Source organism: Pseudodesulfovibrio senegalensis, from assembly GCF_008830225.1.
Taxonomy (GTDB): Bacteria; Desulfobacterota; Desulfovibrionia; order Desulfovibrionales; family Desulfovibrionaceae; genus Pseudodesulfovibrio; species Pseudodesulfovibrio senegalensis.
In genome coordinates, this window is the sequence record NZ_WAIE01000001.1 from 865,611 (window position 1) to 879,394 (window position 13,784).

Consider the following 13,784-nt stretch of genomic DNA (forward strand, 5'->3'; position numbering starts at 1 on the left):
GAAGAGGTTTTTTTACGGCCCATTCGGGCGGCGCTTGTAGGCCTTTGGTTCTTGGGGTACCTTTGTCCGGAACGGAAAAAATCAGGGAAGCGTGTTGATGCAAGACGGATTGGAGTCGATTCGTGATGCCGTGGAACGGGTGCCTGCTTTGCATTCAAGTGTGCGAACGCTGATGCGCATGTCGGGCGGCGAGGTGTATCCGCGACTGGATCTGGTCGAGGCAATTGACAGTGATCCCGTCTTTTCCCTGAAGATACTGCGATTGGCCAATTCCTGTTTTTTCGGCATGCCGCAGGAAATGACCTCGATCCGGCAGGTCGGCGTGCTGCTGGGCATGGGAATGCTGCAAAGCGTTGCCCTCGGTCTTGCGGTTATTGCGGCCATTCCTTCCGGAACATTCCGCGATATGAACATGGGAGCATTTTGGCTCCATTCCCTTGCCACGGCCACTGCCGCGGGCATGCTGGCCCGAAAACTTGGAGCAGGCCATGAGGAACGGGGCGACTGTTTCACGGCCGGTTTGCTGCACGATCTGGGCAAGATCGTCTTCGCCCTGTTCATGCCCGATGAATACCGAGCTGTGATGAAGTACGCCATGGAACCGGATGTGGATATCTGCCGTGCGGAGCGCGAGATATTGGGGTGCGACCATGCGCAGGCTGGTGAATTGCTGGCCCGTCATTGGGATTTGCCGGAACGGATATGCGGCGTGATTGCCCACCATCATTCCCCGGATGAGGTCTCCGGTTCCCAGTTGCTGGATTGTGTTTTTGCCGCCGACCAGATCAGCAAGCGGCTTTCGTTCGGAACAGCCGGGAATTATGAAGTCGAATCCTTGCCTGCACGCATGGAAGAACGGTTCGGCATGGGATTGCAGGGAATCGTGGAGGACCTTTCCGGCCTGGACGAGGCTGTGGATGCTTCACGCATATTCATCAAATTGGGGGGCGGCTGACAGTTGCCCCTGACAGGCTGTATCCGTTTCTAATGCTGTTTACATGGTGCCGCCCCGAGGGTATTCGCCATGTTCATACAGGTTTTTTTGTTTTTTGGCAGTTGTCCAGACCTGTCGTGGTCGTGTGTCTTGTTGCTGACGGAGCGTGTTCATGATCGTTCGATGCTGGGGTGCCAGGGGATCCATAGGTGTTTCCGGGGTGTCATATGTCAAATATGGCGGCGACACGACCTGCATGGAAATCAGAACAGCGGGGGATGATGTCGTCATCGTTGATGCCGGTACCGGCATCCGGCGGTTGGGCAAGCGGCTGCTTGAGGAGGAAAAGCGGAAATGCACGCTGCTTTTTACCCATGCACATTGGGATCATATTCTTGGTTTTCCGTTTTTCCGTCCCCTGTATGATTCGGCAAATTCCGTGCGAATCGTTGGTTGTCCGTTGGAACAGGGCAACATGCAAATGTTGCTGGCTCGGATAATGAGCCCCCCGTGTTTTCCGGTTTCCTTTGATGTCATTGAGGCGGACGTGCAGTATGAGGAGTATTGCAGCAAGTCTTTTTTCATCGGAGACATGGAGATTCGGACCATACCGCTCAGTCATCCGAACAAGGGGGTTGGCTATCGGTTTATCGAGAAAGGTCGGTCATTTGTGTTTCTGACGGATAATGAATTGTCCTATCCGCACCGGGGAGGCAGGTCGTTTGCAGAGTATGCTGATTTTTGCCGTGGAGCGGACCTGCTCGTGCACGATGCTGAATTCAGTCCTGAGGAATACGAGGAAAAACGCGGTTGGGGCCATTCGCACTTCATGGAAGTGCTGGAACTTGCGCTGGCAGCGGGCGTGAAGAGCCTCGGATTGTATCATCATAATCAGGACCGTGCCGATCACGACGTTGATGCCATTGTGGAACGGTGTCGGGCGGAACTGGTGAAGCGGGGCGAAAATCTGCATTGTTTTGCCGTTGCCCAGGATATGGTCGTGGATGTCGGACACGGCTAGCGCATTTTTCCATTGTGTTGTTCTTGTTTGAATTGTAAATGCATGTGAGTACGTTTGACGGATGCACCGTTGGTGTCAACTTCAGTTCGGAGGATCCGATGAAAGCCCTGATTGTTGATGACGATTTTTACAGCCGGAACATGATTCATGAAATCCTGCGCCCCTACGCCTCCTGCAATATTGCCGTCAACGGCGAGGAAGCCATTTTCGCCTTTCGGGAGGCCATGGAGCGGGGCGAGCCGTATTCGCTCGTGTGTCTGGATTTGATGATGCCGGAAGTGGATGGTCAGGACGCGCTCAAGGAGATCAGGGCCATTGAAAAGGAATTCGACGTGCATCCCAACGATGAAACCAAGGTCATAGTGACCACCATGCTCGACGACGAGCAGGAAACGCACGATGCTTTTTTTCTTGGCGGGGCCTCGTCCTACTTGGTCAAGCCTATTGACGAGAACAAGCTGATCGGCGAGGTGAAGAGTCTGGGCCTTATCGATTGACGGCATTTTTTTTGCGTATCGTGCCGCCTTCCGGTTGCTGCCGGGAGGCGGTTTTTCGTGAAAGGGAAAATTTCCGCGGATTGCCTGAGCATGGCATTTGAAGTTGCGGGGGTTTTCACCTATATTACCCGTTCCGAATGAACGCGCCTTCCCATGGGGAGTTCGCATATACAAGCAGGATTGCATGAGCCAAATTCTTGGTATTAAGTTCAACGATTACAGTCAGGTCTATTATTTTTCATCCGGTCCGTTCGTGGTCCGGGAAGGCCAGCGAGTGATCGTCAAAACCGATCAGGGCATGGGGCTCGGCAAGGTGGTCATGGTCCGTCAGGCTCCGCCTGAGGGTGAAGCGTCCGAAGAACATAAGGCCATTTATCGCCTTGCCAATGACGAGGATCTCGCTTCACTTGCCGAAAATGACGATCTTTCCCGTGAAGCCTATGATTACTGCCGTCAATGTATTGATACGCACGGTTTGGAAATGAAACTCGTGGATGTGGAAGTCTTTTTTGACCGAAGCAAAATGATTTTCTATTTCACCGCGCCCGGCAGAATCGATTTTCGTGAATTGATCAAGGACCTTGTCCGTCAGTACCGTACCCGTATCGAATTGCGTCAGATCGGCGTGCGCCACGAGACCCAGATGCTCGGGGCCATTGGCAACTGCGGACAGGTGTGTTGCTGCCGACGGTTTATGCGCAAGTTTGTTCCCGTGACCATCAAGATGGCCAAGGAACAGAACTTGTTCTTGAATCCCACAAAGATTTCCGGGATTTGTGGACGACTTCTTTGTTGCCTGAGTTTCGAGCAGGAAGCCTATGAGGAGTTTCACAAGCAGTGTCCCAAGGTCGGACGCAAGTATCCTACGGCACTCGGACAGGCCAAGGTTCTTCGTTCCAATTTTTTCAACAAGACTTTGAGCCTGTATACGGAATTCGGCGAGGAACACGAAGTTTCTCTTGACGAATGGAACGATATTGTCAACAAGCCGGTCGGCGAGGGCATTGATCGGCCTTTGGGACCGGTTCAGGGGCGGCCACGAAGAAAACCGCCCCGCAGAGGCGGCCCGCCCGCGCAGAAAGGGGCTGCAGCCACGGGCAGGAAGGCGGAGGAAGAAAAAGTCACGTCTTCTGAAAAAAACGGGACAAGGTCCGAATCCCGCGATGGCGGCGACGATGCCTCAGCGAAAGGCGCTGGTGAAGGTCGTCCTTCGCGCAGGAAGAAATCTCCTGCAAAAAAGGGCAGCCGTTCCGGTAGCAAGCCGGGACAGCGCAAGCCCAAGTCCGGCGACGCCGCATCCGCCAATGCGGGAGACGAAAAACCCAAGCGCCCGAGACGTCGGCGCAGGCGGCGGCCTTCCAAGCCCAAACAGAAGTAGCGCGTTTCCCCCGTGATGCGGGAACGCTTCAACAGTGCACAAGGAGCTTTCAGTTTGGATAGTTTTTATATTACCACGCCCATCTATTATGTGAATGCCAAGCCCCATCTGGGGCATGCCTATTCCACCATCGTGGCTGATTCCCTGAATCGTTTCCACAAGATCAGGGGCGAGGAGACGTTCTTTCTGACCGGCACGGATGAGCACGGCGACAAGATCGTCAAGGCAGCCGAGGCCAATGACCAGTCTCCGCAGGAATATGTGGACACAATCAGCCAGTTGTTCAGGGATCTCTGGCCCGACCTCATGTGTGAGAATGACGACTTCATCCGTACCACGCAGCCGCGTCATGTCGAGGTGGTGCAGGACATCCTGCAAAAGGTCTACGACAAGGGCGACATCTATTTCGGGGAATACGGCGGCTATTACTGTTTTGGCTGCGAGCGTTTCTACACGGAAAAGGAACTGGTGGACGGCAAATGTCCGGACCACCTCACGGTTCCCGAGTATATTTCCGAAAAGAATTATTTTTTCAAGATGTCCAAGTATCAGGACTGGTTGCGGCAGCACATCCTGGACAACCCCGACTTCATCCGTCCCGAGCGGTATCGCAACGAGGTTTTGAGCCTGCTTGATTCCGGTGCGCTTGAGGATTTGTGCATTTCGCGCCCCAAGTCCCGTCTGACCTGGGGGATCGAACTCCCGTTCGACAAGGACTATGTCACCTATGTGTGGTTTGATGCGCTCATCAATTACCTGACCGCATTGGGCTACCCCGACGGTGAGGATTTCAAGCGATTCTGGCCGTCTGCCAACCATCTTGTAGCCAAGGACATTCTCAAGCCCCATGCGATTTTCTGGCCCACCATGCTCAGGGCTGCGGACATCGACGTTTACCAGCATCTCAACGTGCATGGTTACTGGCTGGTCAAGGATACCAAGATGTCCAAGTCGCTGGGCAACGTCATTGAGCCGTTGGCCATGAAGGACACGTACGGCATCAACGCGTTCCGTTATTTCCTGCTGCGCGAGATGTCGTTCGGGCAGGATTCGAGCTTTTCCGAAGAGGCGCTGGTGAACCGCCTCAATGCCGACCTCGCCAACGACCTGGGCAACCTGTTCAACAGGACCCTGTCCATGACCCACAAGTATTTTGGCGGCGAGATTCCCACTCCCGAGGACGAGGAGATCGAGGATCTCGAAATCAAGCGGGTGGGCCAGCAGGCCATGAAGACCTACCAGAAGGAATATGCGGACCTGCGGTTTTCCCGTGCCCTGGAAGGGCTGTGGGAACTGGTGCGCGGTTTGAACAAGTATATCGACACCACCGCGCCGTGGACGTTGTTCAAGAACAAGGAAATGTCCCGTCTCGGCACGGTCATTTACGTGTTGCTGGAGAATATGCGCAAGATTGCCGTGCACCTGTGGCCGGTCATGCCCGAAGCCAGCGAGCGCATGCTCGAGCAGCTGGGCATCCAGTTCGATCCGCGCAAGGTGGCCCTGCGCAAGGAGCCCGAAGTGTGGGGATTGCTGGAGTCCGGCATTACCGTGGCCAAGACGTCCAATCTTTTCCCCCGTGTGGAACTGGCCGAGCCGATGCCGCCCAAGCCCGGAAAGGCCAAGAAGGGCAAAAGCGCTGAAAAGACCACGAGCGAAGGTTTCATCGAATTCGAGGATTTCCAGAAGCTGGACCTGCGGGTCGGCACCGTGCTGAACGTGGAAAAGCATCCGGATGCGGACCGGTTGTTGCTGGTGCGTGTTGATGTGGGCGAGGACGATCCGCGTCAGGTGGTGGCCGGATTGGCCGAATTCTTTGCCCCGGACGACCTTGTTGGTCGTCAGGTCGTGCTGGTGGCCAACCTCAAACCGCGTAAACTGCGCAAGCAGCTGTCGCAGGGCATGATTCTGGCCGTGAAGACCGACAAGGGCATGGAGCTGCTGCATCCGTCCGGCGAAGTTTTGCCCGGCTCCAAGGTCAGCTGACCTGTGCGTGCAGCAAAATGAATAAATGAAGGCCCGGCTATTGTCCGGGCCCTTTTTTTATGCGTGGTTCAAAAGACGCAGTTCCGTGGGATGCTGGTTCAGGTATGTCTGTTCGGCAAGGTACTGCTTGCCGTATTTGCGCACATAGTGGTTCAGCAGGGTGATGGGGACGATTCGAGGAACATGGCCTTGCCGGTAAGCCTCGAAGAGTTCCAGACATTCCTGCTTTTCGGCCGCGTCGAGGTCCTTTTTGAAATAGCCGAGCACGTGCTGCAGCACGTTGATGTTTTTCTTGATGGTGCTTTTCAGTGTCAGGGCCTTGATCAGCTGCTCCAGATAGTCGTCGAAAAGCGGTTCCGGATCGTGTTTTGCCGCTCCTGCCACCATTTTTCCCAACGCGCGGTAGGATTCCACACTGCATGACATGAGCAAAAGCTTGTGCCGGGTATGAAAATCAACGAGATTGCCGACCGTCTTGCCTTGCTTCAGGGTGTCGCGCCAGCGTTTCATGGTGAATACGCGGGTGATGAAGTTTTCGCGCAGGACCGGATCGTGAAGGCGACCGTCGTCTTCAACCGGCAGCAGGGGAAAGCGGTCCATGAACATGCCTGCGAACAGGCCACGTCCGTCGTAGCGGGGCTGGCCGCCTTCCGGCGGATAGACCTTGACGCGGCCCATGCCGCTGGATGGAGATTTGGCCTTGAATATGAATCCGCACAGGTCCAGTTCTTCCAGCGCTTCGAGCCTGTCCGCGGCCCACGTTTGCATGGCCTCGGTCCAGTCCGTTCCCGTTTCGCGCCCGACAAGGCGGGGAGCTGCGACATCGCCCACAAGGCGGACGGGTTCGCGCGGAATGGACATTCCGCAGCCCACTTCCGGGCAGACGGGAACGTATTCGACGAACTTGCCGAGCGTGTGCGTGAGATAGCGGTCGAGTTGGTGCCCGCCGTTGTAGCGGACTTCGTTGCCCAACAGGCAGGAACTGATGCCGAGGCGAAGCTGGTCGGTCATGGCTGATCCTCCGATGATATGTGTCGGAAAACTATATATGGCTTCAGCCCGAAGATCAGTGATTCTTTTCAGCTTGCCTTTGCTTTTTTGTTGGCGAGCTTTTTCCGCTTGTGCGGGCAACCGGGGTGTTCACAGGATTTGCAGACCATGAGTTTGTCGCACAGTCCTTGACCGAGCACTATTTCCGAGTCGCGTACCTTCAGACGGATGGGGCCATGCCCGTCGCTGAGGATTTCAACAGGGCATCCCGGAGTCAGGCCCATGGCCAAAAGACGGGAACGGGCCTGACACCCGCCCTTGATGTCTATGACGCGCACCTTGGTGCCTTTGCAAAAGCAATTCAGTGGTTTTTCGGACATGATTTTTGTGCTCCCTTCCCAATAGGTGAAAGTGAAAATAAGAATCAGCCTCCCGCTTGTCAATGGGCAAATGACCGTTGGCTTTGATAGTTTGACCGTAGGGAGGGTAAACAGCGAAAATAGTTAGCTTCCAAACTCTTCTGGGGTTGTCCAAAATCGTATGATGCGGCATATAAAAATTGCTTTCCCGGGTATAACCTTGTATGACCGCATCACTCTGCGCGGCGGCAGGGTTGCCCGCCCGTAGGGGATTGCCCGACCAGGACTCCTCGCGAAGTCATAACCTCAACCCGCTGGCGAAAAATACATGCCCAAACGCACCGACCTGAAGAAAATTATGCTCATCGGGTCCGGCCCCATTATTATCGGCCAGGCCTGTGAATTCGACTATTCCGGAACACAGGCGCTCAAGGCCCTCAAGGAAGAGGGCTACGAAGTCGTGCTCGTCAACTCGAACCCCGCGACGATCATGACCGACCCCGACCTTGCGGACCGGACGTACATTGAACCCATCGAACCCGAAACCGTGGCCAAGATCATCGAGAAGGAGCGACCGGATGCGCTGCTTCCCACCCTTGGCGGCCAGACCGGCCTGAACACGGCCATTGCCGTGGCCGAAATGGGTGTGCTCGACAAATTCGGCGTTGAACTCATCGGCGCGGATCTGGATGTGATCAAGAAAGCCGAAAGCCGCGAAGAATTTCGTGAGGCCATGGAAAACATCGGCCTCAAGGTTCCTCCGAGCGGCATTGCCCGAACCGTGGAAGAAGTCCGCGAATGGGGCCGCAAAATAGATTTTCCCATCATTGTCCGCCCGGCCTATACCCTTGGCGGTACCGGCGGCGGCGTGGCCTACAACATGGAAGACCTTGTGGAGATTGCCTCGCAGGGCATCGCCGCTTCGCTCAAGAACGAGGTCATGCTCGAAAAATCCTGCCTCGGCTGGAAAGAGTATGAGCTTGAGGTCATGCGGGACAAGAAAGACAACTGCGTCATCATCTGTTCCATCGAGAACCTCGACCCCATGGGCGTGCATACCGGCGATTCCGTGACTGTGGCCCCGGCCCAGACCCTGACCGACCGCGAATACCAGATGTTGCGCGACGCCTCGCTGGCCATCATGCGCGAGATCGGCGTGGAAACAGGCGGTTCCAACGTGCAGTTCGCCATCAATCCCGAAGACGGCGATATGATCGTCATCGAGATGAACCCGCGCGTTTCCCGTTCTTCCGCGTTGGCCTCCAAGGCCACCGGGTTCCCCATTGCCAAGATCGCGGCCAAGCTGGCCGTGGGGTATACGCTGGACGAGATTCCCAACGACATCACTCGCGAAACCATGGCTTCGTTTGAGCCGGCCATCGACTACTGCGTGATCAAGATTCCGCGGTTCACGTTCGAGAAATTCCCAGGAACCGACGATTACCTGACCACGGCCATGAAGTCCGTGGGCGAGACCATGGCCATCGGCCGGACGTTCAAGGAATGCCTGCAGAAAGGGTTGCGTTCCCTGGAAACCGGGCAGACCGGCCTGGGCAGGGATTTTGCCGAGTGTACCGAGGACCGCAAGGATTTACTTGCCTTGTTACGCAAGCCCAATTCCGAGCGCATGCTGGTTTTGCGCAACGCCTTGCGCGTGGGCCTGACCGAAGAAGAAATCTTCGACGCTTCCATGATCGATCCGTGGTTCATCCGCCAGTTTGCTGAATTGGTGGACATGGAGCGGAAGCTTCAGGAATTCGGCATTGCCTCGGGCATCGACGAAAACAATCCCGAGCTCAAGGAAACGCTGCTGCGTGCGAAACAGCTCGGTTATTCCGATCCGCAGCTGGCCGCGCTTTGGAAAACGTCTGAAGAGACCATCCGCTCACTGCGCAAGAAACTGGACATCGTGCCCACCTATTATCTGGTGGACACCTGTGCCGCGGAATTCGAAGCCTACACGCCGTATTATTATTCCACCTACGAGACAGGGCGCGAAGTGTCCCCGGCCGAAGGGAAAAAGGTCGTCATTCTCGGCGGCGGACCCAACCGCATCGGGCAGGGCATCGAGTTCGACTACTGCTGTTGCCATTCCTCGTTCACCCTGCGGGAAATGGGCGTGACCTCCATCATGGTCAACTCCAACCCCGAGACCGTGTCCACGGACTATGATACTTCGGACAGGCTGTATTTCGAGCCGTTGACCTTCGAAGACGTGATGAACATCATCGAGTTTGAAAAGCCGGACGGCGTCATCGTGCAGTTTGGTGGGCAGACCCCCCTGAACCTGGCCCTGCGGCTCATGAACGCGGGCGTGCCGCTCATAGGCACTTCCCCGGACGCCATTGACCGCGCCGAGGACCGCGAGCGCTTCAAGCAGCTCATCAATCTGCTGCACCTCAAGCAGCCGCCCAACGGCACGGCCATGAGCATGGTCGAGGCCAAGGAAATTGCGGGCACGTTGGGATACCCCCTTGTGCTTCGTCCTTCCTACGTGCTGGGCGGACGCGGCATGGACATCGTCTATTCCGAAGACGAGTTTGAACGCTATTTCCGTGATTCGGCCCGGGTTTCCCCGGAACACCCCACGCTGATCGATAAATTCCTCGAGTACGCCATTGAAGTGGACGTGGACGCGCTGTGCGACGGCGAGGATGTCTACATCGGCGGTGTCATGGAGCACATCGAGGAAGCGGGCATTCATTCCGGCGACTCCGCATCCGTGCTGCCGCCCCACAGCCTTGCTCCCGAGATGGTGCGCGAGATCGAACGCCAGACACGGGCCATGGCCCTTGAGTTGAACGTGGTCGGGCTGATGAACGTGCAGTACGCCATCAAGGACGGCGATCTTTATATCATCGAAGTCAACCCGAGAGCCTCGCGGACAGTGCCGTATGTGTCCAAGGCCACGAGCGTGCCGCTGGCCAAGCTGGCCACCCGGGTCATGCTCGGGGAAAAGATTCGTGATCTCAAGCCGTGGGAAATGCGCAAGAAGGGACATGTGGCGGTCAAGGAATCCGTTTTCCCGTTCAACCGTTTCCCCAACGTGGATGTCATTCTCGGACCGGAAATGCGTTCCACGGGCGAGGTCATGGGCATAGACGAGAGCTTCGGACTGGCCTACATGAAGTCCCAGCTTGCCGCAGGCCAGAAACTGCCCACGTCCGGCACGGTATTCATTTCCGTGAACGACTGGGACAAAAGCAAGATCGTCCTGTGCGCCAAGGATTTCATATCCCTCGGTTTTCGGGTCATGGCCACGGGAGGCACCGCAACATACCTGGAAGAGCGCGGCGTGGACGTGGTTCGTGTGCACAAGGTGCATGAAGGACAGCGCCCGCACGTGGTTGATCACATCAAGAACGGCGAGATCGACCTGGTCGTGAATACGCCTTCGGGCAAGAAAACCGTTGGCGATTCCAAGATGTTGCGACAGACGACGCTGATGTACAACATTCCCTACAGCACCACCGTGGCCGGTGCCCGGGCCGTCGTGCAGGCCATTCATGAACTGCGCGATTCCGGACAGCAGGTCAAAAGCCTTCAGGCCTATCACGGCTGACACATACGAGAGAGAGAGGCATGAAAAAAGAATACTGCGGACTGTTCGGCGTTTACGATCACGAGGAAGCGGCGCGCATGACCTATTTCGGTCTGTACGCCATGCAGCATCGCGGGCAGGAGTCCGCAGGCATCGTGACATGGGACGGCGACAGAATTCGTGAGCAGAAGGGCATGGGCCTTGTGGCCGACGTGTTCAACGAACGTCATATCGGCAGGGAACTCAAGGGCCGTATCGGCATGGGGCATATCCGCTATTCCACCACCGGGGCGTCTCTTTTGCGCAATGCCCAGCCGTTTCTGATCCGTCATGGCGACCTGCGTCTTGCCGTTGCCCACAACGGCAACCTCGTGAACACCTACGAATTGCGTTGTGAACTGGAGGAGCAGGGCAGCATCTTCCAGACCACCATGGATACCGAAGTTTTTGTCCATCTCGTTATCCGCAATCTCAACGGCAATACCATCGAGGAAGCCATCAAGCTGGCCTGCAAGCGGCTTCGCGGCGCGTACAGCATGCTGATCATGGCCAACGACAAGCTCATCGCTGTCAAGGATCCCAACGGGTTCAGGCCGCTGGCCATAGGGCGGCTGGACGATTCCTATGTTTTCGCCTCCGAGACCTGTGCCTTTGATCTCATCGAGGCCGAGTACATGCGTCCCCTTTCGCCTGGCGAGATGGTGGTCATCGACGGCGGCAGGATGAGTTGTGACCGCATCTGCGAGCCGCAGCCCAAGAAGCAGTGCATTTTCGAACTGATTTACTTTGCCCGCCCCGACTCCTACGTGTTCGGCGAGGTCGTTTATGAGCGGCGCAAGGAAATGGGCAAGGTGCTGGCGCGGGAAGCGCCGGTGGACGCCGATCTTGTCATGCCTTTTCCGGATTCCGGAAACTACGCGGCCGTGGGGTATTCCCAGGAATCCGGGCTGCCGCTGGAGCTGGCCATGATTCGCAATCATTACGTGGGCAGAACCTTCATTCAGCCCACGCAGGGCATGCGTGATTTCAGCGTCCGGGTGAAGCTCAACCCCGTGCGCAGCATGATTCAAGGGAAACGCATCGTCATCGTTGAGGATTCCGTGGTGCGCGGCACCACCATTCGCACCCGCGTCAAGCAGTTGCGCGCACTGGGGGCACGCGAAATCCACATGCGCGTGAGCTGTCCTCCCATCAAGCATCCCTGCTATTACGGCATAGATTTTTCCTCCAAGGGAGAGCTCATTGCCGCCAATCATGAAGTTGAAGACATCGCCCGTTTCCTGGGTCTTGATTCTTTGCATTACCTGACCATTCCCGGCCTGCTCAGTTCGGTTTCCCACAAGGATGATTACTGTCTGGCCTGCTTTGACGGCAACTACCCGGTCAAGGTAGAAGAGAACGCGGGCAAGCTCAGCCTCGAGGATTCGGCTGCCAAGCCCGGGATCATCAAACAATTCTGCTAGGAAGAGTCAGCGGATGGGAAGCAGTACGCCAGAAAGCATGCTTGATGTGGCCCGACGGGCCATGGATATAGAAATTGAAGGGCTCAAGGCGGTCCGGGAGCAGTTGGACGGAGGCTTTTCCGAGGCTCTGGATGCCATGGCGGCCTGCACCGGCCGCGTGGTCATCACCGGAGTGGGAAAATCCGGTCTTGTGGGACGCAAGATTGCCGCGACATTGTCCAGCACCGGTACGCCGTCTTTTTTCCTGCATCCGGTGGAAGGTGCGCACGGCGACATGGGCATGATTCGCGATGAAGACGTGGTCCTGGCCATTTCCAACAGCGGCAACACCGACGAAGTCAACGCCATCATTCCAACGCTCAAGAGTCTCGGAGCCACGGTCATCGCCCTGACCGGCGGGGCGGATTCGCTCATGGCCGAGTTGGCGGACATCACCATACTTGCCCATGTTCCCCGTGAGGCCTGTCCCATCGGGCTTGCCCCCACTTCCAGCACCACGGCGCATTTGGTGGTTGGCGATGCTTTGGCCGTATGCCTCATGGAGCGCAAAAAGTTTACCCAAAAGGATTTCAAGCGGTTTCATCCGGGCGGCTCTCTCGGGCAAAGGCTTTCCCTGTGCGTGGAGGAATTGATGCACGAGGAGGATTTGCCCGTTGTTCGTTCCGGGGCCACGCTGGCCGGAGCACTTTCCCGGTTGCATGAAGGTGGTTTGGGGCTTGTGGCCGTGCTGGGAGACAGTGACAGGCTCCTGGGAGTACTGACGGACGGTGATGTCCGTCGTATCGTCGTTTCCGGCGTATATGATGCGGATGCGCCCGTGGACGATGTCATGACATCGTCACCGCGCAGTGTTACTGTCGGCGAGTCGTCAGCCCATGTGCTTGACCTCATGGAGGCCAGCCAGATAACCGTTTTGCCGGTTGTCCGTGAGGACGGCATATTGGCGGGTCTGGTGCATTTGCACGACCTGTTGGGCAAGGGCAAATTGAAGTTTTCTCAAGTTTGACGGACCGGTGCGGAACGGAAGACCATGGTGACGGACATGCAGAAAGGCAGGGCTGGCGAGATCGATAATGATCCGGGTGTATGTGCCCGGTGCGCGGCCTTGGGACCGACATGCTGTCATCTCGACCCTGTTGATTCTGAATTTTGTTTTCCTCTGTCCGAGATGGAGAAAAATCGTATTTTGGACTGCTCCCCGATCTCGGGGGGATTCGTGCTTCAGGCCAATTCCCGGGCGTTTGTGGATAATGTCTGTCGCCTTTTCCCGGGTGAAGAAGATACCGTACGCACCGTTTTTGCCGAATCGGACAGCCATTTCCGGCTTGCCGTGGGTGATGACGGTGCATGTCGTTTTCTCGGGCCGCAGGGGTGTACGATTCCTCGCGAAAGCAGGCCATACTATTGCCGCCTGTTCCCCTTCTGGGTCGTGGGCGGCGAAGTCATTCATTTTGACGCCCGTATCTGCCTCGCCCGGCGCGAGGCCAGCAGCCTTCCCCAGATTCTCAACAGTATCGGTGCAAACCGTGCTGAACTACGCGATTTGTATGGACGATTGCGACTGGCATGGGGCCTGCCCCCGGCCCGGGGCATGCAGTCCGTAAAAAAAGGATTCTGA

The 13,784-nt window shown here is 56.6% G+C and carries 11 protein-coding genes; 9 read left to right on the plus strand and 2 right to left on the minus strand.

The features are described 5' to 3' along the window. Positions 1 to 97 precede the first annotated feature (97 nt). The 5 genes from F8A88_RS03895 to metG all read left to right on the plus strand — a co-directional run bounded on the left by F8A88_RS03895 (position 98) and on the right by metG (position 5,813). Positions 98 to 955 carry an HDOD domain-containing protein gene (locus F8A88_RS03895; RefSeq protein WP_151149778.1) on the plus strand — a complete coding sequence of 286 codons (858 nt, stop codon included), beginning with the start codon at positions 98 to 100 and terminating at the stop codon, positions 953 to 955. A gap of 151 nt (positions 956 to 1,106) precedes the next feature. After that, positions 1,107 to 1,955 carry an MBL fold metallo-hydrolase gene (locus F8A88_RS03900; protein ID WP_151149779.1) on the plus strand — a complete coding sequence of 283 codons (849 nt, stop codon included), beginning with the start codon at positions 1,107 to 1,109 and terminating at the stop codon, positions 1,953 to 1,955. A 98-nt stretch (positions 1,956 to 2,053) separates the two neighbouring features. Then, positions 2,054 to 2,452 (plus strand): response regulator, encoded by a 399-nt coding sequence (locus F8A88_RS03905; RefSeq protein ID WP_151149780.1) that lies wholly within the window; start codon positions 2,054 to 2,056, stop codon positions 2,450 to 2,452. A 184-nt stretch (positions 2,453 to 2,636) separates the two neighbouring features. Beyond that, positions 2,637 to 3,830, plus strand: coding sequence for a PSP1 domain-containing protein (locus tag F8A88_RS03910; RefSeq protein WP_151149781.1), 1,194 nt, complete (start codon positions 2,637 to 2,639; stop codon positions 3,828 to 3,830). Positions 3,831 to 3,884: 54 nt separating this feature from the next. After that, positions 3,885 to 5,813 carry a methionine--tRNA ligase gene (gene metG, locus F8A88_RS03915; protein WP_151149782.1) on the plus strand — a complete coding sequence of 643 codons (1,929 nt, stop codon included), beginning with the start codon at positions 3,885 to 3,887 and terminating at the stop codon, positions 5,811 to 5,813. Positions 5,814 to 5,870: 57 nt separating this feature from the next. Here metG and F8A88_RS03920 read toward each other — a convergent pair whose 3' ends face one another. Both F8A88_RS03920 and F8A88_RS03925 read right to left on the minus strand, forming a co-directional pair. Next, the gene (locus F8A88_RS03920; protein ID WP_151149783.1) at positions 5,871 to 6,824 is read right to left on the minus strand and encodes a YbgA family protein; all 954 of its coding nucleotides are present in this window, start codon (positions 6,822 to 6,824) and stop codon (positions 5,871 to 5,873) included. A gap of 68 nt (positions 6,825 to 6,892) precedes the next feature. Beyond that, positions 6,893 to 7,183: a FeoA family protein gene (locus tag F8A88_RS03925; protein ID WP_151149784.1), complete on the minus strand. Its 291-nt coding sequence runs from the start codon at positions 7,181 to 7,183 to the stop codon at positions 6,893 to 6,895. A gap of 307 nt (positions 7,184 to 7,490) precedes the next feature. Between F8A88_RS03925 and carB the strand changes: the two genes are divergently transcribed. The 4 genes from carB to F8A88_RS03945 all read left to right on the plus strand — a co-directional run bounded on the left by carB (position 7,491) and on the right by F8A88_RS03945 (position 13,784). After that, positions 7,491 to 10,724 (plus strand): carbamoyl-phosphate synthase large subunit, encoded by a 3,234-nt coding sequence (gene carB / locus F8A88_RS03930; protein WP_151149785.1) that lies wholly within the window; start codon positions 7,491 to 7,493, stop codon positions 10,722 to 10,724. Positions 10,725 to 10,744: 20 nt separating this feature from the next. Beyond that, positions 10,745 to 12,166 carry an amidophosphoribosyltransferase gene (gene purF / locus F8A88_RS03935; RefSeq protein ID WP_151149786.1) on the plus strand — a complete coding sequence of 474 codons (1,422 nt, stop codon included), beginning with the start codon at positions 10,745 to 10,747 and terminating at the stop codon, positions 12,164 to 12,166. Between the two features lie 13 nt (positions 12,167 to 12,179). After that, complete coding sequence (locus F8A88_RS03940; protein ID WP_151149787.1) at positions 12,180 to 13,172, plus strand: KpsF/GutQ family sugar-phosphate isomerase; 993 nt, start codon at positions 12,180 to 12,182, stop codon at positions 13,170 to 13,172. A gap of 210 nt (positions 13,173 to 13,382) precedes the next feature. Beyond that, on the plus strand, positions 13,383 to 13,784 hold the full coding sequence (locus tag F8A88_RS03945; RefSeq protein ID WP_338325277.1) for a YkgJ family cysteine cluster protein: 402 nt from the start codon (positions 13,383 to 13,385) through the stop codon (positions 13,782 to 13,784).

What these genes read in the sequence shown, in the direction of transcription:
- F8A88_RS03895 (WP_151149778.1), top strand. Translation starts at nt 98, where the DNA reads ATGCAAGACGGATTGGAGTCGATTCGTGATGCCGTGGAACGGGTGCCT.
- F8A88_RS03900 (WP_151149779.1), top strand. Translation starts at nt 1,107, where the DNA reads ATGATCGTTCGATGCTGGGGTGCCAGGGGATCCATAGGTGTTTCCGGG.
- F8A88_RS03905 (WP_151149780.1), top strand. Translation starts at nt 2,054, where the DNA reads ATGAAAGCCCTGATTGTTGATGACGATTTTTACAGCCGGAACATGATT.
- F8A88_RS03910 (WP_151149781.1), top strand. Translation starts at nt 2,637, where the DNA reads ATGAGCCAAATTCTTGGTATTAAGTTCAACGATTACAGTCAGGTCTAT.
- F8A88_RS03920 (WP_151149783.1), bottom strand. Translation starts at nt 6,824, where the DNA reads ATGACCGACCAGCTTCGCCTCGGCATCAGTTCCTGCCTGTTGGGCAAC.
- F8A88_RS03925 (WP_151149784.1), bottom strand. Translation starts at nt 7,183, where the DNA reads ATGTCCGAAAAACCACTGAATTGCTTTTGCAAAGGCACCAAGGTGCGC.
- carB (WP_151149785.1), top strand. Translation starts at nt 7,491, where the DNA reads ATGCCCAAACGCACCGACCTGAAGAAAATTATGCTCATCGGGTCCGGC.
- purF (WP_151149786.1), top strand. Translation starts at nt 10,745, where the DNA reads ATGAAAAAAGAATACTGCGGACTGTTCGGCGTTTACGATCACGAGGAA.
- F8A88_RS03940 (WP_151149787.1), top strand. Translation starts at nt 12,180, where the DNA reads ATGGGAAGCAGTACGCCAGAAAGCATGCTTGATGTGGCCCGACGGGCC.